Here is a 20464-nt window from a genome sequence, read left to right on the forward strand (position 1 = left end):
CGGGCATCGCCGGCCGGGGCGCAGTTGGACCGGGGCCTCAGGCCAGCTGCCGCCGTACCAGCTCGTGCAGTCGGCCGCCGGTGTCCGCCAGCAGCTCGGCCGGCGGGCCCTGCTGGGCGATCTTCCCGTCCTCCATCACGATCACGCGGTCGGCGTCCAGCACCGTGGTCAGACGGTGCGCGATGACGATCCGGGTGGCGTTCAGCGCCTTGGTCGACTCGATCACCGTGCGCTGCGTCTCGTTGTCCAGGGCGCTGGTCGCCTCGTCGAAGAAGAGGACGCGCGGTCGGCGGATCAGCGCCTGCGCGATCATCAGCCGCTGCCGCTGGCCCCCGGAGACCGCCCCGCTGCCCGAGACGATGGTGTGCAGGCCCATCGGCATCCGCCTGATGTCCTCGGCGAGCCCCGCCAGCTCGGCCGCCGCCATCGCCTCTTCCGGCGTGTACGGCTCGGTGCCGCAGATGACGTCCAGGATCGAGCCGGTGAACGGCTGCGCGTGCTGGAGCACCACCCCGCACTGACGGCGCACCGCCGACCGGTCGAGCGCGGCCAGGTCCTGGCCGTCGTACAGGACGCTGCCCGACAGCGGACGGTCGAAGCCGATGAGCAGCCTCAGCAGGGTCGACTTGCCGCAGCCGCTGGGCCCGACGATCGCCACGAACTCGCCCGGCCGCACCGCGAACGACACGTCGTCCAGCACCAGCGGCCCGTCGTCGGTGTACCGGAACGACAGCCGCCGCGCCTCGATCGCCCCGGACAGCGGTCCCGGCCGGGTGCTCGCGGTGCGCACCTCGGGCGCCGCCTCCAGCACCGGCTTGATCTCCTCGAACAACGGCAGCGCCGCCACCGCCGACACGAAGGCGCCGGTCAGCTGGGTCACCGAGGTCAGCAGCATCGTCACCGAGGTGTTGAAGGTGAGGAACGCCGCCGCCGACATCGAACCGCGCGCCGGGCCGGCCAGCAGCATGAACATCAGCAGCGTGCACAGCGGCAGGTACACCGCGCCGAGCACCGCGTTCAGGTTCTTGACGCGCCCCGCCCGCTGCTGGAGCTCACGGCTGCGCGCGAACCGCTCCGCCCAGGCCGCGTAGGCGTAGTTCTCGGCCGCCGCGACCCGCAGCTTGGGCAGTCCGCGCAGGGTCTGGAAGGCCTGGTTGTTCAGCTTGTTGGTGAGCTTGACCAGCCGCCGCTGCCAGCGCACCTGCCACAGCCCGAGCCCCAGGAACACGCCGGTGACGACCACCAGCATGCCCATCGCCGCGAGCGCCATCGGCACGCTGTACCAGAGCAGCAGCCCCAGGTTCACGGCCCCGACGGTCACCGACTGGACCACCGTCGGTCCGACCCCCGCGAGCAGCCTGCGGATCGCGCTGACACCCATGGCCGCGCTCGCCAGCTCACCCGTGGAGCGCTCGGTGAAGAACTTCGTCGGCAACCGCAGCAGCCTGTCCCACACGGCCGGCTGGAGGGTCGCCTCGATCCGGCCCTCCAGCCGCAGGATCGTGAGGTTCTGCAACAGCGTGAACGCCGCCGCGACGACACTGCTCAGCATCACCGCGAGACACACCTGCACGATCAGCCCGGTCTGCGCCCTCGGCACGAACTCGCCGAGCACCTTGCCGGTGGCGACCGGCACCAGCGCGCCGATCGCCACCGTCACCAGTCCCGCGAGCAGCAGCCCCGTCAGGTCACCGCGCGTGCCCCGCAGACAGAACCGCAGCAGCCCCAGCGGACCGAGCCGGCGCTCGGGCAGCGGCCGGTAGAACATCACCGCGCGCGGCTCGAACTCCTCGGCGTTGGCCTTCTCGACCGGCGTCTCCCGGCCGGTCGCCGGATGCACGGCCACATAGCCGCCGCGCCGCCACAGCAGCGCCACCGGCGCGCCCGACAGGGCCCGGTGACCGACCAGCGGCCCGACGTCGTCCCGCCACCAGCGGCCGTCCAGCCGTACCGCCCGGGTGCGGACCCGGGAGGCGAGGGCGATCCGCTCCACCGGGTCGAGCCGGTCGCTCTCGGTGCCGTTGCGCGCGGGTTCGGCCAGGGTGATCCCGGCCGCGCGGGCGACCAGCTCGCAGGCCGCGTAGGTGGCGTCGGCGTCGGCGGCCGTCACCCGCTTCCCCGGCCGCCGGCCGATGGAGGCCAGCAGGGTCCGGTCGGCCTGGGCGCGAACCGCCTCACCGGCCTTGATGCCGGCCGCCGTGCGCGTCTCGTGCGTGCGCTCCAGCTGCTCGATCCAGCGGTCCAGGGCGGTCAGCAGCCGGTACTGCTGGTCGACCATGCTCTGCCACAGCGCGGGGTCCATCAGCAGGTCGCCGGCCGCCTCGTCGCCGTACACCGCCCCGTACTGCACGCTGCCGGGCGGCACCTGCATCCAGAAGACGTCGTCGTCCGTGGGCGCCGCCGCCCGCTCCGAGGCCATCGGCGCCTGGAAGAGGACGGACAGACCGCGTCCGACGCCCAGGGCGAGGGCGTACTCCAGCGGGCTCGTCGCCGGCGGCACGTACTGGGGGTTGCCGTACTCGTCGTACGACCAGGTCTGGGTGGGCGCCGGCCGGTACAGCTCGCGCAGCCCGACGCGGTGCACCACGCAGTCCCGCAGCGGACGGGCGACCAGCGTGTGCCGGGGGCCGGTCACCGGCCCGAGCAGCACCGAGCCCGCCTCCAGACGGCCCAGGTGGTGCCAGTGGCCCTGCTGCCCCGCGTCCACCGCGAACAGGTCCACCGCGCCGGACACCACCAGCCAGAGCACCTGCGGGCCCTCCAGGTCGAGGCGGTTGAACCCGGCGCAGTCGACGCGCGTGCCCAGGGAACCGAGCGCGCCGAGGACGAGATCGCCCTGCCCTTCGTGCACCGTCGTCATCTCACCGCTCCCCGACCAGCGCCGCGTACGCGCCGCCGCGCGCCACCAGTTCCTCGTGCCGCCCGCGCTCCACGACCGTGCCGTGCTCCAGGACGACGATCTCGTCGCTGTCCCGCACGGTGCTCAGCCGGTGCGCGATCACCACGCACGCACAGCCACGCCGGCGCAGGTTGTCCATCACCACCAGCTCGGTCTCCGCGTCCAGCGCGCTGGTCACCTCGTCCAGGACCAGGATGCTGGGCCTGCGCACCAGCGCCCGCGCGATCTCCAGGCGCTGGCGCTGCCCGCCGGAGAAGTTGCGGCCGTCCTGCTCGACCCTGCTGTGGATGCCGCCCGGACGGCGCATCACGACGTCGTACAGCGCGGCGTCCCTGAGCGCCTCCACCACGGCGTCGTCCGGGATCGAGGGGTCCCACAGCGCCACGTTGTCGCGCACCGAGCCCTCGAACAGGAACACGTCCTGGTCGACGAAGGAGACGGAGGACGCCAGCGCCCCGCGCGGAATGTCCTCCAGGCGCTGCCCGTCGATGCGGATCACGCCCTCCCACGGGGTGTACAGACCCGAGATCAGCCGGGACACCGTGGACTTGCCGCTGCCCGAACCGCCGACCAGCGCCACCTGCCGCCCCGGCCCGACGCTCAGGTCGAAACCGGTCAGCAACGGCTTGTCGAGGGGGCTGTAGCCGAACGAGACGTTCTCCAGCTCGACATGGCCGTGCAGCCGGCGCGTGGAATCGCCGCCGCCGGGCCGGCCGTAGAGCGGGTCGGCCCGGAAGTTCTCCACGTCCTTCAGCCGGGCCACGTCGGCCGCGAAGTCCTGGATGCGGCCCGCGACGCCGTTCAGCCGGGTCAGCGGGGCCGTGAAGCGGGTGACCAGCGCCTGGAAGGCGACCAGCAGACCGACCGAGATGTGGCCCTCCACCGCCCGCATGCCGCCGATCCACAGGATCAGCGCGCTGTTGAACGTGGCGAGCGTCGGCGCGACCACACCCAGCCAGGCACTCGGCACCCCGAGCCGCTGCTGCTCCTCCAGCGTGGTGGCGTGCTGCCCGGCCCACTTGCGGAAGTAGCCGTCCTCACCGCCGGTCGCCTTCATCGTCTCGATCAGCTGCAGACCGGTGTACGCCGTGTTGGTCAACCGGGCCGTGTCCGCCCGCAGCTTCGCCGTGCGCGTCGCGCGCAGCCTGACGACGACGCGCATCGCGACGACGTTCAGCAGCGCCACGCCGATGCCGACGAACGTGAGCTGGGGGTCGTACGTGTACAGCAGCACGGCGTACAGCACGACCACGATCGCGTCGACGCCCGCCGCCGCGAGGTCGCGGGCCAGGGTCTCGGCGACGGCGTCGTTGGACTGCAGGCGCTGCACCAGGTCGGCCGGGCTGCGCTGCGAGAAGAACGTCACCGGCAGCCGCAGCAGATGCCGCAGGAAACGGGCGCTGGACAGGGTGGAGGAGATGATGCGGCCGTGCAGCAGGTTCGCCTGTTGGAGCCAGGTCAGCACCACCGTGAGCAGGACACAGGCGCCCATCGACGCGAACAGCACGCCCAGCAGCGAGGTCTGGCCGCCGATCAGGAACGTGTCGATGTAGGTGCGGCTGAGCGCGGGCACCGCCGCGCCCACCGCCACCAGCAGCAGACTCGCCAGCACGGCGGCGGGCAGCGTGCCCGCGGTGCCGCGCAGCCGGGCCGGCATCGCGCCGAGCACCCCCGGCCTGCGACCGCCCCGGGCGAAGTCCTCGCCGGGCTCCATGGTCAGCACGACCCCGGTGAAGCTGCCGTCGAAGTCCTCCAGGGACACGAAGCGGCGGCCCTTGCCCGGATCGTTGACGAACACCCCGCGCCGGCCGAAGCGCCGGCCCATGCCGTCGTAGACGACGTAGTGGTTGAACTCCCAGAACAGGATGGCCGGCGCCGTCACCTCGGCGAGGGCGGCCAGGTCCATCTGCATGCCCTTGGCGGTGAGGCCGTAACCGCGTGCGGCCTTCAGCAGGTTGCTGGCGCGCGAGCCGTCGCGGGAGACGCCGCAGGCGATGCGCAGCTCCTCCAGCGGGACGTGCCGGCCGTAGTGGGCGAGCACCATCGCGAGGGATGCGGCGCCGCACTCCACGGCCTCCATCTGGAGCACGGTGGGTGTACGGACGGTCTTCGCCCGGCTCCTGGGCACCTTGCGTCTCGGCGGGGCGGCACGGCGTCTGCCCCGGGTGTCGGTCGCGGTGGTCACGGCAGCAGCCAATCGACGGGACGCTGCCCGGCGAGCCGGATGGAGCCCGTGGCCGGCGTCATGGAGGTCAGGTCGTACGGCGGTCCACCCGCGGACGACCACGCGTAGCCGCTCTTCGTGGACTTCGAGGTGTCCAGGCGGACCGTCACGGCCACCGGCCTGCCGTCCTTCGTGAACTGCTCGCCGAGCCGGACGTCCCCGAGGAACGCGCCGATCGACTGTGCCGACTGGACCGAGCGGTCCACCGACTTCACATGGCCGCGCAGCACGCCGTACTCCTGGGCCGGCACCGACGGGACGGTCAGGTCGACCGGGGCGTTCACGGGAATGGCGGCGGCGTTCTCGGCGGGGACGTAGAGGGTGGCGTAGAGCGGGTCGTCGGCGTGGGCGACCTTCTCGATCGACGCCACGTCCGCGCCCGTCCGGATGATCTGGCCGACGGTGGCGGCGAGCGCGCTGACGCGGCCCGCGTCGAGCGAGCGGACGACGGCGTCGCCCTCGGCGGTACGGACCTTCAGCACCGGCGAACCGGCGGCCAGCCGTTCGCCCTGCCGGGCGAGAACCGCGGTGACCTGGCCGGAGACCGGGCTCTGCAGGAGGTAACTGCCCTGCCCGTGGGTGAGGACCGCGGGCGCGCCGACCGTGGAGGCCACCGAGCCGGTCACCGCCCACACGGACGCGGCGGCCATCGCGACGACGGTCACGGACAGCACCAGCCAGCCCTGCGGGCGGGCGAAACGCACCGGGAGGTCGAGCTCCTCAGGTGACTGGAGTTTGGCGAGGGCCTGTTGGCGGAACTGCACGTCGGACGTATCCCAGGAGATCGCTAAGAAGCCGTCGGAGAACGGCCGGGAAGTCCCGGAGCCGGGACACGGCTCCGGGACTCAGCGGCACGAGGGCGCGATCAGAGACCGGCGACCAGGCCCGTGACCGGGGCCGTGTTCAGACCGGTGACACCCTCGACGGTGCCGACGGCGGTGTTGAGCAGACCCGAGACCGGGGCGACGCCGTCCACCAGACCGGTGACGGTGCCGACGGCGTTCACGTTCAGGCCACCGGAGACGTTGTCGAGCTCGGCGTCGGAGATCTCGACGGTCTCGACCTGGGGGGTGGAGTTCATGATGGAACTTCCCTTCGTATAGCCAATTCACAAGGGGGAGCGGCCCCCTCTGGGGACAGACGACGGCCGCGGCCACGGGCGGCCGGGCGCCCTTTTTCCGGAGCCCTCCGCGGCCCCCGCGGTGCGATGGATCAAAGCACGCGTCAGGCCGGCCCTTCCAATCAATCACCGCTCCCACCTGGACACTTGCGGCACCAGGGCGCTCAACCGTGCAGGAGTGCGCACGCCTTCGCGGCGACTTCTTCACACCGGGCGCGGCATCGGACCGTGCGACCCCTTGCCCGCGCCGCCGCGAATCCGGCACTCCCGTCCCAAAGGCGTGCGCGACACCCGGTGATTGTGGAGAACGGCCAGTTGGAGTGACCAGGTTGGGCGGTCGGTGTGCAGATTCACTGAAGCCGGGATTCCGCTCCACGGCGGTGACGGAGAGCGCCGGAACGGACGCGGAGAGTGTCGAGCGGCCGGTACGGCCCGTGTGTACCGACGGCCGTCCGGGAACCCCCGGGCAGCCGCCGTCCGACGGCTGCCCGGGGGTTCCCGTCCCAGGAGGTCGAGCAGGTCGGGCCACCGGCGAATCCCGGAGCCCGGGGCCGCGACGGCGGCAGGCGCGGTGGTGGCACTCGGCACGGACGCCGCCGACGGCACGGGGGGACTGCGGGCGCACACGACAGCACGGGTGCCGGCCGTGCCGACGGCTCCGGCCCGACGCGGACCCGCTGACCCCGACCGCTGTGCCGGCCCCTGCCTCCTCGCGGACACGCGGACCGGTCCGGTACCTCCGTCGGGAGGGCCGGGCCGGTCTACGTCCCGGCGTGCGGGCCATCGCCTGCGCGGAGCGGGCCCGTTCACCACCGTGCCGCGGGCGGTGCGTCCGTACCCCACAGGGGCGGCGCCGCGTCCCCGCGGACCCGGCCGCGGCGCACCGGGCGTCATTCCCGTACCCGGGACCGCAGGTAACCCCTTCACAGGGGCTGCGCGGCCGTCCCGTACGCGCTGTAATGGCGACGTGGTCAGTGAGGGCGCCGCGGAACGCGGGACGAGGACGCCGCGTGCCGGGGATGCCCTGAAGGCGGTCGCCACCCTCCCGGACCGGAGGGAACGACTGCGTCGCGTCCTGGAACAGGCGCTCGTGTTCGGCGGGGCGTCCTTCGCCGCCGTCTACGCGCCCGGCGAGGACCGCGAGCTGCTCTGCCTCGCCGAGTCGGTGGGTGTGCCGAGGACGCTGTACGGCGTGCGCGACAGCTACCCCGCGGCCGGCGGCTCCCCGGTCGCCGAAGCCCGGCGGGCCGGGGCGCCGGTGTGGCTCGGCCCCGAGGAGTTCGCCGGGTCCGCCGAGTCGCGGCGCGTCCCGTCCAGCGGCTTCTCCCTCGCCGCCCTGCCCGTGCCCGGCGACGGCGGCTGTCTCCTCGCCCTGACCGAACGCCCCGAGGGCTTCGGTCCCGAGGACCGGACCTGCCTGGAACTGGTCGCCGAGGCCGTCGTCGGCCCCACCCCGCCCGCGGCCGCCGAGAGCCGGGAACTGCGGCCGGACGCGTTCCGCCTGGCCATGGACACCGGCCGGGTCGAGGTCGGCGCCGACATCCTGCGACTGTTCGCCCTCGCCCCGGGCGACTTCGACGGCAAGGTCGAGACACTGCTCGGACTGACCGTGCCCGAGGACCTGCCCTCCCTGATGTCCGTGGTCGAGGCCGACCACATGTCCATCGGCGACCGGGAACTGGAGTTCCGGGCGCTGCAGCCCACCGGCCCGCCGAAGTGGCTGCGACTGCGCGGACGCCTGCTGCCGGGCGGCGACGGACGGCCGGCCCGTCTCGCCGGCACCGTCGCCGACGCCTCCGCCCTGCGCCCCGACGTGACCGACGTCGCCCGCGTCCAGCGCCTGGCCGCCGCCCTGGCCACCGCGGGCACCGTCCGCGACGTCAGTCAGGCCGTGGTCGCCGCCCTGCGCAGACCGCTGCGCGCCGACCGGATCGCCCTGGCCGAGCTGGAGAACGACCGTCTCGTCGTCACCGTCCTCGACCCGCCCGAACCGGAGTCGTGGCCCGAGCTGTGGCGGCTGGAGTGGCGCACCGAGTGGCCCGACGCCCCCGTGCGCGCCATGCCCACCCTCGCCTCGGCGCTGCGCGAGGGCCGCGCCCGGATCTGGCCCGCGGGCACCGCGCTGGAACCGGCGCTCGCCGACGTCGGCCCCGGCGGTCTGGCCGTCCTGCCGCTGCCGGCCGCGGGCCGCACGGCCGGTGTCTGCCTGATCGGCTGGGACTCCCCGCACGACTTCGGCCCCGACGAGCGCGCCCTGCTCACCGCCTCCGCCGGCCTCGCCGGGCAGGCCCTGATGCGCGCCCACGCCTTCGACGCCGAGCACGAACTCGTCGGCATGCTCCAACGCCAGCTGCTCCCGCGCCGTCTGCCGGAACTGCCCGGCGCGGTCGCCGTCGCCCGCTACCTGCCCAGCACGGCCGGGCTGGAGCTCGGCGGCGACTGGTACGACGTGATCCCGCTGCCCGACCACCACGTCGCCCTCGTCATCGGCGACGTCCAGGGCCACAGCGCCGCCGCCGCCACCCTCATGGGCCAGATGCGCACCGCCCTGCGCGCCTACGCCGTCGAGGGCCACCCGCCCGACGTGGTCGTCTCCCGGGCCAACCGGCTCCTCACCGACATGGGCACCGACCTCTTCGCCACCTGCGTCTACGTCGACCTCGACATGGAGGAGGGCTCCGCCTGGTGCGTCCGCGCGGGACACCTGCCGCCGGTGCTGCGCCACCCCGACGGCACCACGGAGATCGCGGAGGCGGAGGGCGGCCCGCCGCTCGGCGTGGTGGCGCAGGCCGACTTCCCGATGAGCCCGCTCCGGCTGCGCCCCGGCACCCTGATCGCCCTCACCACGGACGGGCTCGTGGAGTCCGCCGACGCCGACATCGACGAGGGCATGGACCACTTCGCGCACGCGCTGGCCGTGTCCGACCCCGCCCGCCTCGGTCTCGTCGCCGACGCCCTGCTCGGCAACGCCCCCCGCAGCGACGACGTCGCCCTGCTGCTGGTGCGTTACGACGGCATGGAGACGCGTCCGCTGCGCGAGACCTGGACGGTGTGGCGGCTGCCCGAGGCCGTCCGGCACGCCCGTCGATTCACCCGCCGCACCCTGCGCTCGTGGGACGTCCCGGTGGCCGACATCGACGCCGTGCTCCTCGTCGTCTCCGAACTGGTCACCAACGCCCTCGTGCACACCGACGGCCATGTCCGTCTCGACCTCACCCTGGTGGGCGGCCGGCTGCGCGTCGCGGTCGCCGACGCGTCGCCGCGTACGCCCGTCAAACCGACCAGCATCGGCTGGGAGGCCACGGGCGGACGCGGCATCCTGCTGGTCGAGGCGGTGTCGGCCACGTGGGGGACGCTGCCGGTCAGCGGCGGCAAGCAGGTGTGGAGCGAGATCACGCTGGGCCGGTGAGACCGCCGGGCCCATCGGCCGAACACCACCCCGTGCCCAGCCGAAATCGGACGGATCGCCGCCGTCCCACCGGGTACCCGGCCGCCGAGACCGACAGCGATTCCACGAGGGAGGACGCCATGACCCAGCACGTCCGCGACATCATGACCGCCGATCCGGTGACCGTCGAGCCGCAGACCTCGGTCACCGAGGTGGCCCGCATCATGCGCGACCAGGACCTCGGAGCCGTCCTGGTGACGGAGGGCGACCGGCTGCGCGGACTGGTCACCGACCGGGACCTGGTGATCCGCTCCGTCGCGGAGGGCGGCGACCTGGACCGGACCACCGTGGCCGGCGCGTGCAGCGACGACCTGGTGACCGTCGGCCCCGACGACGAACTGGACCGTGCGATCCGGCTGATGCGCGAACACGCCGTACGCCGTGTCCCGGTCGTCGACGACGGACACCCCGTGGGCATCGTCGCCCTGGGCGACCTGGCCATGGAGCGTGATCCCGGCTCGGCGCTGGGCGACATCAGCGTGGCCCGGCCCAACACGTGAGGACGGCACGCGTCCGTTTCACCGGTGCGCGCCCGGGGACCCGCAGGGCAACGGCACCGGCCACAGAAGGAAGAGGATGATGCCCCGTGAGAGCGGACACCAGCGAGAAACCCGCTGTCCGCCGCCTGGAGACGGGCTGGTCGCAGGCCCGCCGCCTGCGGAGCAAGGGTGCTCTGCGCACCTGGGTACCGGCCGTCGAGGACGGTGACACCCCGCGCGCGCCGCAGACGGGTCAGGAGTCGAACATCGTCCGGGGTGAGGACTGACCGCACCCCGCGACCGAGATCGTCGAGCGCCGGCCTTCGTGCCGGCGCGACCCGTGTCCGTGCCCGCCGCCCCGTACCCAGGCTGGAGCCGTGCGCCTGCTGCTCATGTCCGACACCCACGTGCCCAAGCGGGCCAGGGGACTGCCCGCGTCCCTGCTGGCGGAGATCCCGCGCGCCGACGTCGTCCTGCACGCGGGGGACTGGGTCGACACGGACACGCTCGACCTGCTGCAGGAACGCAGCCGACGACTCGTCGCGGTGTACGGCAACAACGACGGACCCGGCCTGCGCGCCCGGCTGCCCGAGGTGGCCCGCGCCGACCTCGGGGGCCTGCGTTTCGGCGTCGTCCACGAGACGGGCGCCGCCAAGGGCCGGGAGGCACGCTGTGCCGCCCGTTTCCCCGACCTCGACGTGCTGGTCTTCGGACACAGCCACATCCCCTGGGACACGACGGCGAGCACCGGTCTGCGGCTGCTCAACCCCGGCTCCCCGACCGACCGGCGCCGCCAGCCGTACTGCACGTACATGACCGCCACGGCCGCCGACGGCCGCCTGGGGGACGTGGAACTGCACCGCCTGCCGCGGCGCTAGCCGGCTTCGCGGGGCAGGGGAGCTCGCGGGACACGGCAACAGGGACGGGCAGCGCCCATGAGGGCGCTGCCCGTTACGTGCCGGGTCGCTCCGTGTCGGGGGAAGCGGCCCGGGCGCTACGAGTGTGCGCTGTCACGGACCTCCTTCCGTCAGGAGTACTGCCGAGGACATGCATGCCTCATCCGATGCCGGGCGACTACCCCTCTGCGCGCGGCTCACACACGAACCGGCGGACATCTTCTGCGCGGGCCGCGCACCGCGGGCCGCGCACCGGGTCAGCCGGTCGTCGGCCCGGCCCAGTCGACCGTGACATGGCCGAGCCGGACGCGCTGCGGGTGGTCGCCGACCGGGACGGAGACCGACTTCTCGCCGGTCGCGAAGTCGATGGCGGTGACCCGGTCGGCGCCGCTCTCGGAGACCACGCAGTGGGTGCCGTCGCCGCTGACCGTGGCCCAGTAGGGCTTGACGGCCGTGACCAGCGGCCCCTCCTTCAGCGTCGTACGGTCGACGACCGTCGCGTAGTCGTCCATCGTGCCCGCCACGCAGATCCTGGCGCCGTCCGGGCTCATGGACAGGCCGTGGTGCCGCGAGTCGTTGACCCAGGTGGTGCGGTCCTCGCTGGTGGCGGGGTTCTTCGGCAGGGTCTTGGTCCGGGTGATCCGGTCGGTGGCGAGGTCGTACTCGAAGAAGCCGTTGAAGAAGGAGACCTGGAAGTACAGCGTGGACTCGTCGGGTGAGAACACGGCGGGCCGCACGGCGTCGGAGTGGTCGCCGAGACCGATCGCGTCGAGACGCTCGCGCATGTCGATGACCTTGACCTGCCGGAACGTCGTCGCGTCCACGACGGTGATGCGCCGGTCGCCCTTCGTCCAGTCCAGCCAGGGGGCGTCGAGCGCGGTGTTGACGTCACCGATGGACATGTTCCAGAGGTACTTGCCGTCCTTGGTGAAGATGTTCTCGTGCGGCTTGTCCCCCGTGCGGAAGGACCCGAGCTGCCGGCCCGTGCCGATGTCCAGCACGTGCACGGTGTTGGACGTGGACGCCGACACCGCGACACGGGTGCCGTCCGGTGAGAGGGCCATGTGGTCGGCGCGGTATCCCGAGACGGGAAAACGCCAGTTGAGCTGCCCGGTGGCGAGGTCGATGGACACGACGTCCGCGAAGCTCGGCCGGGAGACGACGAGCGACCTCCCGTCCGGCGTCGAGTACATGTCGTCGACGAACTGGTCGTGTCCCTCGCCGACGCTGTTGCGGATGGCCTGGAAGTAGATCCACCGGATCGGGTCGGCGTTGATCTCGGCCATCCGTTGCTTCTTGTCCGGGACGACGCCGATCCGGCCGATCTTCGCGAAGTCGCCGGTGGATCCGATCACGTCGGCGGTGCCGTCCCAGTTGTTGCCGACGAACATCACCTCGCGCAGTGCGGCGGGGGCGTCCGGGGACGCGGTCGCGGTCGCGGGGGCGGCGACGGTGAGGGCGAGGGCGGCGGCCACGGAGCAAAGGTGCCTGGGTCTGCGGACAGGCATGCTGTTCTCTCCTCTGGTGGTGAGGGGGAGGCGCACGGATACGGAGTACCTGGACAGAGGGTGTTACCCAGGGGAACTTACTGAAAAGTAAGGAAGAGGCGGCGTCTCCACAAGACCGCATGCGCGACAAAAAGCGGCCCCGGCGCGAGGAGCCGGCGCCGGGGCCGCGTGAAGCGGGGACGCAGGGACGCGGGGACGGACAGGGCCAGGACGGCCACGGACCGTCACGGCGACGAGTCCGGACGTCCTTTGCGGGACGCCCGCGCCCCGCTCCGCCGCCGGGTCGATGCCTGGGCCGAGGAAACCGCCCGCGCCACGGCGGCGCGGCCCGCGGCCCGGCGCCGCCCGCCGCGACGCGCCGCCACGGCGTTCACCGGCGGCGCCGACGGCCTTCCCCCACGGTTTCGGCGCCGGCCGGCCCGCCGCTCCGGCTAATCGTCCCAGGCCTGGATCATGGTCTGCCGGACGATCTTCCCGTCCCGCAGCGACATCATCGACTCCGCCAGGACGCGGGCGCCGTCGGGATAGGCGCAGGACTCCGTGAAGGCGGCCTGGTCGCCCTGGACGACGCAGTTCTCGAGCCGGTGCGTCATGTCGCGGCCGTAGACGTCGTCGAGCATCTCGGCGATCTCGTCGCGGCCGTGCAGGACCTTGGGGTTGCTGGGCTGTGTGTAGCGGTCCACGATGCGGATCTCCGCGTCGTCCGCGTAGAGCGACAGGAGGGTCTCCGCCGTCTCCTCCTCGATGCCCCGGCGCAGGGCTTCGGTGTCGAAGCCGGGGCCTGTGCTGGTGCCCATGACGACCTCCTCAGAGGGCCGCGGCCCGACCGGGAACGGGCCGCCGAGGGCCTCTCCTCCGAGCCTCCTCCGTCCGGACGGCTCCGGCAAGCCCCGACGTACCGCTGCTCCCGACGGGTGAGAACGGCGGGCCGCCCGTGTCCGCCATCGGCCCGCCGGCGTTGCCGAAGGCATGATCACACCACGACGCATCATCACCGCGGTCGGTCTCGCCGCGGCTGTCACCGTCCTCGTCGCGCCGATGGCGAGCGCCGCCGGCACGGACTCGTCGGGCGACAACGCCCTCGACTCGTTGCTCCACTCGCTCGCCGGCGACGGCACGTCCACCAAGGAGGGCACGTCCACCAAGGAGGGCACGTCCAGCGGGGACGGCAAGTCCAGCGGCCTGTTGTCCTCGCTGTTCGGCCCCCGGGGCTGACGGCCACGCCGCGTCCTCCGCACAGGGCCGCCCGCGTCCGGGCGGCCCTCACACGTGTGCGGGCTCGGCCGCGGGAACCGGGCCGCCGCGGATTCCGCGTTCAGCGGATCGGCGGTCGCCGGCGACCCGGGGCGCCCCGTCACCGGCCCCCGCCGATCGGTTGCGCGTAGGGTCGGGGAGGAACAACGAATGGCCGAACAAGGAGTCAGGACCATGGCGCAGGAAGTACGCGGCGTGATCGCACCCGGCAAGGACGAGCCGGTACGGATCGAGACGATCGTCGTGCCCGATCCCGGACCGGGCGAGGCCGTGGTCGCGATCCAGGCCTGCGGGGTGTGCCACACCGACCTGCACTACAAGCAGGGCGGCATCAGCGACGACTTCCCCTTCCTGCTCGGCCACGAGGCCGCGGGCGTCGTGGAGTCGGTCGGCGCCGGAGTCACCGACGTGGCCCCCGGCGACTTCGTGATCCTCAACTGGCGCGCGGTGTGCGGCAAGTGCCGCGCCTGTCTGCGCGGACGCCCCTGGTACTGCTTCGACACCCACAACGCCGAGCAGAAGATGACCCTGGCCTCGACCGGCCAGGAACTCTCCCCGGCGCTCGGCATCGGCGCCTTCGCCGAGAAGACCCTGGTCGCCGCCGGACAGTGCACCAAGGTCGACCCGGCCGTCTCCGCCGAGGTGGCCGGACTGCTGGGCTGCGGCGTGATGGCCGGCATCGGCGCCGCCATCAACACCGGCGGCGTCGGCCGCGGCGACACCGTCGCCGTCATCGGCTGCGGCGGCGTCGGCGACGCGGCGATCGCCGGCTCCCGCCTCGCCGGGGCGGCGAAGATCATCGCCGTCGACATCGACGACCGCAAGCTGGAGACCGCCCGCTCCATGGGCGCCACCCACACCGTCAACTCCCGCGAGAGCGACCCCGTCGAGGCGATCCGCGAACTGACCGGCGGCTTCGGCGCCGACGTCGTCATCGAGGCGGTCGGCCGCCCGGAGACGTACCAGCAGGCCTTCTACGCCCGCGACCTCGCCGGCACCGTCGTCCTCGTCGGCGTGCCGACGCCCGAGATGAAGCTCGAACTGCCGCTCCTCGACGTCTTCGGGCGCGGCGGGTCGCTGAAGTCGTCCTGGTACGGCGACTGTCTGCCCTCCCGCGACTTCCCGATGCTCATCGACCTCCACCTCCAGGGCCGCCTGGACCTCGGCGCGTTCGTCACCGAGACCATCCGGCTCGACGAGGTCGAGAAGGCCTTCGAGCGGATGCACGCCGGCGACGTGCTGCGTTCGGTGGTGGTGCTGTGATGACCGCCCGCATCGAACGCCTCGTCACCTCCGGCACGTTCAGCCTCGACGGCGGCACCTGGGACGTCGACAACAACGTCTGGCTCGTCGGCGACGACCACGAGGTCGTCGTCATCGACGCCGCCCACGACGCCGACGCCATCGCCGAGGCCGTCGGGGACCGGCGCCTGACCGCCATCGTGTGCACCCACGCCCACAACGACCACGTGAACGCCGCCCCCGCCCTCGCCGAGCGCACCGGTGCCACCATCTGGCTGCACCGCGACGACCTGCCGCTGTGGCACCAGACCCACCCCGACCGGGAACCGGACGCCTGGCTGACCGACGGTCAGGTCATCGAGGCCGCCGGCGCCGACCTGACGGTCCTGCACACCCCCGGCCACGCCCCCGGCGCCGTCTGCCTGTACGACCCGGGCCTCGGCACCGTCTTCACCGGCGACACGCTCTTCCAGGGCGGCCCCGGCGCCACCGGCCGTTCCTACTCCCACTTCCCGACGATCATCGACTCGATCCGCGACCGGCTCCTCGTGCTGCCGCCCGGGACGGAGGTCCGCACCGGCCACGGCGACCCGACCACGATCGGCGCCGAGGCCCCGCACCTGGAGGAGTGGATCCGGCGCGGCCACTGAGACCGGACCGCGCGGCACTCGGCGCCAAGCCGGAAGACACGCGGAAAAGGTGACAGACGTTGTCCGGCTTCCCGTGCAGTCTCGATCACGACATCGCTCGTCCGCGGTCCCTGGCGACCGCGCGGTGAGCTCGTGGTGAGTTCGTGTACAGAGGGAACGGGAGCCGGACATGGCAAAGTCACTCGAGGGCAGGGTCGCACTGGTCGCCGGAGCGACCCGCGGCGCCGGACGCGGCATCGCCGTCGAACTGGGCGCGGCCGGTGCCACCGTCTACGTCACCGGCCGCACCACCCGCTCCCGGCGCTCGGAGTACGACCGTCCCGAGACCGTCGAGGACACCGCCGACCTCGTCACCGAGGCCGGCGGCCACGGCATCGCCGTCCCCACCGACCACCTCGAACCGGCCCAGGTCGCCGCGCTCGTCGACCGCATCGCCCGCGAACAGGCCCGCCTCGACATCCTGGTCAACGACATCTGGGGCGGCGAGAACCTGTTCGAGTGGGACCGCCCCGTCTGGGAGCACGACCTCGACAAGGGACTGCGGTTGCTGCGGCTCGCCGTGGAGACCCACGCGATCACCAGCCACCACGCCCTGCCCCTGCTTCTGCGCAACCCCGGCGGGCTCGTGGTCGAGGTCACCGACGGCACCGCCGACTACAACCGCGACCACTACCGGGTCTCCTTCTTCTACGACCTCGCCAAGTCCTCGGTGCTGCGCATGGCCTTCGCCCTCGGCCACGAACTCGGGCCGCGCGGCGCGACCGCCGTCGCGCTGACGCCGGGCTGGATGCGCTCGGAGATCATGCTCGACCACTTCGGCGTACGGGAGGACAACTGGCGCGAGGCCCTCGACCGCGTCCCCCACTTCGCCATCTCCGAGACCCCCCGCTACGTCGGCCGCGCCGTGGCCGCACTGGCCGCCGACCCCGGAGTGGCCCGCCTCAACGGCCTCTCCCTCTCCAGCGGCGGGCTCGCGCGGGAGTACGGCTTCACCGACCTCGACGGCAGCCGTCCCGACGCCTGGCGCTACCTCGTCGAGGTCCAGGACGCGGGCAAGCCGGCGGACGTGACCGGTTATCGCTGACCGTCGCTCGCCCGCGCACTACCGTCGGCCCCATGACCGACACCATGCGTTTCGAGGGACACGGCGTTCTCGTCACCGGCGCCGCGCGCGGCATCGGCGCCGCCATCGCGGCGAGGCTCGCCGAGGAGGGGGCCGGGGTGCTGGTGACCGACGTGGACCGGCCCGCGGCCGAGAAGACCGCGGCGGCGCTGCGGGAACGGGGACTCACCGCCGAGGCGTTCGACTGCGACGTCGCCGACCGGGTCTCCGTCGAGGCGGCAGTCGCCCGTGCCGTCGCCGCCTTCGGCTCCCTCGACGTGCTGGTCAACAACGCCTATGCCTGCACCCCCGACGTCCCGCTCTTCGAGGACGAACCGGACGAGGCGTGGGCGCGCGACCTCGACATCACCCTCACCGGAGCCTACCGCTGCTGTCGCGCCGCGCTGCCCCGCCTGGCGGCCTCCGGCCGCGGCGCGATCGTGAGCATCGGCTCGGTCAACGGCGTCCAGGACTTCGGCAACCATGCCTACAGCGCCGCCAAGGCCGGTCTGGCCTCGCTGACCCGCACCCTGGCCGGGCACGCCGCCGCGCGGGGCGTCCGCGTCAACCTGGTGGCGCCGGGCACCGTGCGCACCGCGGCCTGGGAGGGCAGGGAGGGTGAGCTGGCGGCGCTCCGGGGGCTGTATCCTCTGGGGCGGATCGGAGAGCCCGGGGACATCGCGGCAGCCGTCGCCTTCCTGGCCTCGCGCGACGCGTCCTGGATCACCGGGACCACCCTGGTCGTCGACGGCGGTCTGACCGCGGTCAACACCGGGTTCCGGCAGGCCCTGCAGGAGCGGGGCGGCACGGACTGACAGGGCTCCCGGTATGGACCGCCCGGTGTCGTTCGTCACTGTTTCGTCGCGATGCCGGCCCGCGGGCAACCGAGACCGCCGGCCGGCGGTCTAGCACGCGGGGATCGCACACGGGCGACCTTCCGCCCATCCCATCGCTTCGACGTGAAAGGCATGACCGCCATGGGGGACATACGCAGACGGGGTGCCGTCGCACTCGGGCTCACCGCACTGGTGGCGCCGCTCACGCTCGTGCTCGGTGCCGCACCGGCACAGGCCGCGAGCTGCAGCACGCAGACGGGCCCCTACCAGAAGAAGGTCGAGAAGTTCCTCGGCCGCCCGGCCGACGGGAAGCAGTCCACCGCCGACTGCAAGGCGATCCGGGCCTTCCAGACCAAGCACGGCATCACGCCGAACATCGGCTACGCGGGCTCCGTCACCTGGGGCGTGATGGACCTGATGCAGAAGCAGAAAGCCGTCGGCAAGAACCCGAACAAGTCGGGCAAATGTCCGGTCAACAAGGGGCGCATCGCCTGCGTGGACCTGACCCTCCAGCTGAGCTGGATCCAGGACGGCAAGAAGCTCGTCTACGGTCCGGTGCCGGTCCGCACGGGCCGTGACGGCTACGAGACCCGCACCGGCCTGAAGAAGGTCTACTGGCGGCACATCGACCACGTCTCCACGATCTACAACGTGGCGATGCCCTACAGCCAGTTCTTCGACGGGGGCCAGGCCTTCCACTCGGTCGGCATCAGCGTGTGGAACCCGCCGGGGTCCCACGGCTGCGTCAACATGACGAAGACCGACGCCAAGAAGTACTGGTCGCTGCTGAAGAACGGCGACGACGTCTACGTGTACGGGCGCAAGCCGGGCACCTGACGGACCCGGACACCCGGCGAGCGCGGACCCGTCCCGTCCGGGGCGGGTCCGGAAGCGGGGACGTGCCGGCGGCCGGTCCGCCCGTGAAGGCCGTTCGCCGTCGTGATCCGTGACACCGGCGGAGGGCGAGGCATGTGTGCCGGGACACAATCGGTGGGAACGAACTCGCCCATGGGTCTTGACAGATGGGGCGATCGACGTGATCAGTAACACGGTCCGATATGTCCGTTTGGCTCGTGATTACTCACATCGTCTTCACGCCCGGCGCCGTATGCTTCACAGCATGTCCACCACTGTTGAACCCTCCTCCGAGCGATCGGCTGCCGAGGTCAACGAGGAGATCCGGGCCCTGTGGCTCCGGTCGGGCGGGACACTGAGCGTCGAGCAGCGCGAGGAGTACCAGCGGCTCGTCCTGGAGTGGGCCGCCGCGGCCCCTGAGCCGGTGAAGGCCGCCTGACCGCCCGAGGCTCCTCGGCGTATCGGAGCCCGCCCCCCGGCACCCCGCACGGGGTGCTCTTCTCGTACCGGCCCAGGCCGTCCGTCACGGCGCCGTCGGCTTCTCCGACGGCGCCCCCCATGACTCACCTCCACGTGCCCGAGTAGTACCGCCGGCGGGCCTTGCGGTCCTGTTCCGCGCGCAGCCACCGTGTGGCCGCCAGCGCGACCGGGCTGCCCGCGATCACCAGCAGGCCGGGGCCGACGGCGCGGCGGTCCGTGAGCCGGGAGAGCGAGGCGGTGCCGTCCACTCCCGGCACCGGCGCCCCCGGTGACGCCGCACCGCCCCCGGAGGGCGCGGGTGCGGCCCGCTGCCCGGCCCCGTCCGGCGACGAGACGATCATCCGCATGCCGAGCGACGTCAGTGCCTCCGCCACCGGCTGGAAGAACGTCGTCCCGCCCTCGGCGCAGTCGCCGCTGCCTCCCGGCGTCACGCCGAGGGCGACCCCCTCGGAGAACAGCGGGCCCCCGCTGTCCCCGGGCTCGGCGCACACGTTCGTCTGGACGAGGCCGGAGACCGTGCCCTCGGGGTAGTTCACCGTCGCGTCGAGCGCGGTGACCCGACCGCTGCGCAGTCCGCTCGTGCTGCCGCTGCGGAACACCCGCTGTCCGACGGCCGCTTCACCCGCGCCCGTGATCCGCGCCCCCTCGCCGTCTCCGACCGCCACCACGCCGGCGCCGCCTCCCGCCCGGCCGTTCGCGTACTCCACCAGTGAGAAGTCGTCACCGGGGAAACTCCGGGCGACCGTCTTCCCGATCTGCCGGCCGCCTCCGTCGTCCCCGAACCACACCGCCCCCGTCGGCCCGCAGTGACCGGCGGTGAGGATGAAGTCGCCGCGGCCGTCGGTCACGTTGAAGCCCGCCGAGCAGCGGCCGGCCGTCGACAGGATCGGCCGTGCCCCCCTCAGCCGCGTCGTGGACACCCCCTCGGTGCGCTCCATGCGGAGGAAACCGCCGATGCCCTCCGCGACCTTCGTCAGCCGTGACCAGTCGGCTCCGGAGACGGTGCTGTCACCCCGTACCACCACCTCGTTGGACCGGTAGTCGAGGGCCCACGCCGTCCCCGCGACCCGGGGTGCCGAACGCAGCGCGGACGTCGCCGACGTCAGCTCCGCCATGCTGTGCCGGACGGCCTTCGCCCCGGCGCCCGCCCGCCGCACCTCGTCGGCCGCCGCGTCGTCGGTGACCGCGACGACCGGCCGCCCGTCGGGGCCGACCCAGTGGCCCGCCGTGCGCGAGGCGCCGAGGCGGGAGACGAGAGCGCCGCCGGTGCCGGACGCCGGCGGCGCGAGCGTGTGCGAGACGGCCGGGGCGCCGGGAGGCTCGCCCGCCACGGCCCGGGTGACCATCGCGGTACCCAGGAGGAGTCCGCCGACGGCGGCCGGTCGTGCCGCTCGCCGGACGATACGTCGTCGTGCGTGCCTCATGCGTGCGCTCCCGGGCCCGGATGCGCGGCGTCGCCACCGCGGGGGCC

General features: G+C 73.0%; 18 protein-coding genes. 11 read left to right on the top strand and 7 right to left on the bottom strand.

Features of this window, described 5'->3' with window-relative positions; genetic code table 11:
- Nucleotides 1-37: 37 nt before the first annotated feature.
- The 4 genes from ACIRFH_RS18435 to ACIRFH_RS18450 all read right to left on the bottom strand — a co-directional run bounded on the left by ACIRFH_RS18435 (nucleotide 38) and on the right by ACIRFH_RS18450 (nucleotide 6204).
- The gene (locus tag ACIRFH_RS18435; protein ID WP_403521766.1) at nucleotides 38-2860 is read right to left on the bottom strand and encodes an NHLP bacteriocin export ABC transporter permease/ATPase subunit; all 2823 of its coding nucleotides are present in this window, start codon (nucleotides 2858-2860) and stop codon (nucleotides 38-40) included.
- 1 nt (nucleotide 2861) lies between these two features.
- Nucleotides 2862-5084 (bottom strand): NHLP family bacteriocin export ABC transporter peptidase/permease/ATPase subunit, encoded by a 2223-nt coding sequence (locus tag ACIRFH_RS18440; protein WP_403521768.1) that lies wholly within the window; start codon nucleotides 5082-5084, stop codon nucleotides 2862-2864.
- The gene (locus ACIRFH_RS18445) at nucleotides 5081-5887 is read right to left on the bottom strand and encodes an HlyD family efflux transporter periplasmic adaptor subunit (RefSeq protein WP_403521769.1); all 807 of its coding nucleotides are present in this window, start codon (nucleotides 5885-5887) and stop codon (nucleotides 5081-5083) included. The genes ACIRFH_RS18440 and ACIRFH_RS18445 overlap by 4 nt, the downstream gene beginning before the upstream one ends.
- 101 nt (nucleotides 5888-5988) lie before the next feature.
- Nucleotides 5989-6204: a type A2 lantipeptide gene (locus ACIRFH_RS18450; RefSeq protein WP_403521771.1), complete on the bottom strand. Its 216-nt coding sequence runs from the start codon at nucleotides 6202-6204 to the stop codon at nucleotides 5989-5991.
- Between the two features lie 1006 nt (nucleotides 6205-7210).
- Between ACIRFH_RS18450 and ACIRFH_RS18455 the strand changes: the two genes are divergently transcribed.
- From ACIRFH_RS18455 to ACIRFH_RS18470, 4 genes are all read left to right on the top strand, one after another.
- Complete coding sequence (locus ACIRFH_RS18455) at nucleotides 7211-9652, top strand: SpoIIE family protein phosphatase (protein ID WP_403521773.1); 2442 nt, start codon at nucleotides 7211-7213, stop codon at nucleotides 9650-9652.
- Nucleotides 9653-9771: 119 nt separating this feature from the next.
- Nucleotides 9772-10191, top strand: coding sequence for a CBS domain-containing protein (locus tag ACIRFH_RS18460; protein WP_403521775.1), 420 nt, complete (start codon nucleotides 9772-9774; stop codon nucleotides 10189-10191).
- An 86-nt stretch (nucleotides 10192-10277) separates the two neighbouring features.
- Nucleotides 10278-10457 carry a hypothetical protein gene (locus tag ACIRFH_RS18465; RefSeq protein WP_403521777.1) on the top strand — a complete coding sequence of 60 codons (180 nt, stop codon included), beginning with the start codon at nucleotides 10278-10280 and terminating at the stop codon, nucleotides 10455-10457.
- Between the two features lie 90 nt (nucleotides 10458-10547).
- On the top strand, nucleotides 10548-11048 hold the full coding sequence (locus ACIRFH_RS18470) for a metallophosphoesterase family protein (protein ID WP_403521779.1): 501 nt from the start codon (nucleotides 10548-10550) through the stop codon (nucleotides 11046-11048).
- Nucleotides 11049-11323: 275 nt separating this feature from the next.
- Here ACIRFH_RS18470 and ACIRFH_RS18475 read toward each other — a convergent pair whose 3' ends face one another.
- Both ACIRFH_RS18475 and ACIRFH_RS18480 read right to left on the bottom strand, forming a co-directional pair.
- On the bottom strand, nucleotides 11324-12574 hold the full coding sequence (locus ACIRFH_RS18475; protein ID WP_403521781.1) for a YncE family protein: 1251 nt from the start codon (nucleotides 12572-12574) through the stop codon (nucleotides 11324-11326).
- Between the two features lie 431 nt (nucleotides 12575-13005).
- Nucleotides 13006-13371: a nuclear transport factor 2 family protein gene (locus tag ACIRFH_RS18480; RefSeq protein ID WP_403521783.1), complete on the bottom strand. Its 366-nt coding sequence runs from the start codon at nucleotides 13369-13371 to the stop codon at nucleotides 13006-13008.
- Nucleotides 13372-13543: 172 nt separating this feature from the next.
- Between ACIRFH_RS18480 and ACIRFH_RS18485 the strand changes: the two genes are divergently transcribed.
- From ACIRFH_RS18485 to ACIRFH_RS18515, 7 genes are all read left to right on the top strand, one after another.
- On the top strand, nucleotides 13544-13789 hold the full coding sequence (locus ACIRFH_RS18485) for a hypothetical protein (RefSeq protein ID WP_403521785.1): 246 nt from the start codon (nucleotides 13544-13546) through the stop codon (nucleotides 13787-13789).
- A gap of 213 nt (nucleotides 13790-14002) precedes the next feature.
- Nucleotides 14003-15091: an S-(hydroxymethyl)mycothiol dehydrogenase gene (locus ACIRFH_RS18490; protein ID WP_403521787.1), complete on the top strand. Its 1089-nt coding sequence runs from the start codon at nucleotides 14003-14005 to the stop codon at nucleotides 15089-15091.
- On the top strand, nucleotides 15091-15720 hold the full coding sequence (locus ACIRFH_RS18495) for an MBL fold metallo-hydrolase (RefSeq protein WP_403521789.1): 630 nt from the start codon (nucleotides 15091-15093) through the stop codon (nucleotides 15718-15720). Before ACIRFH_RS18490 ends, ACIRFH_RS18495 begins: the two co-directional genes overlap by 1 nt.
- 169 nt (nucleotides 15721-15889) lie before the next feature.
- On the top strand, nucleotides 15890-16804 hold the full coding sequence (locus ACIRFH_RS18500) for an SDR family oxidoreductase (RefSeq protein WP_403521791.1): 915 nt from the start codon (nucleotides 15890-15892) through the stop codon (nucleotides 16802-16804).
- Between the two features lie 32 nt (nucleotides 16805-16836).
- A complete protein-coding gene (locus ACIRFH_RS18505; RefSeq protein ID WP_403521793.1) occupies nucleotides 16837-17637 on the top strand; it encodes an SDR family NAD(P)-dependent oxidoreductase in 801 nt (266 codons plus the stop codon).
- 162 nt (nucleotides 17638-17799) lie between these two features.
- Nucleotides 17800-18495, top strand: coding sequence for a L,D-transpeptidase family protein (locus ACIRFH_RS18510; protein ID WP_403522011.1), 696 nt, complete (start codon nucleotides 17800-17802; stop codon nucleotides 18493-18495).
- A 271-nt stretch (nucleotides 18496-18766) separates the two neighbouring features.
- On the top strand, nucleotides 18767-18952 hold the full coding sequence (locus tag ACIRFH_RS18515) for a hypothetical protein (protein ID WP_385466696.1): 186 nt from the start codon (nucleotides 18767-18769) through the stop codon (nucleotides 18950-18952).
- Nucleotides 18953-19076: 124 nt separating this feature from the next.
- Here ACIRFH_RS18515 and ACIRFH_RS18520 read toward each other — a convergent pair whose 3' ends face one another.
- Nucleotides 19077-20417 carry a S1 family peptidase gene (locus ACIRFH_RS18520; RefSeq protein ID WP_403521795.1) on the bottom strand — a complete coding sequence of 447 codons (1341 nt, stop codon included), beginning with the start codon at nucleotides 20415-20417 and terminating at the stop codon, nucleotides 19077-19079.
- Between the last annotated feature and the right edge of the window lie 47 nt (nucleotides 20418-20464).

The sequence above is a fragment of the Streptomyces sp. NPDC093586 genome (genome assembly GCF_044764905.1).
Classification (GTDB): domain Bacteria; phylum Actinomycetota; class Actinomycetes; order Streptomycetales; family Streptomycetaceae; genus Streptomyces.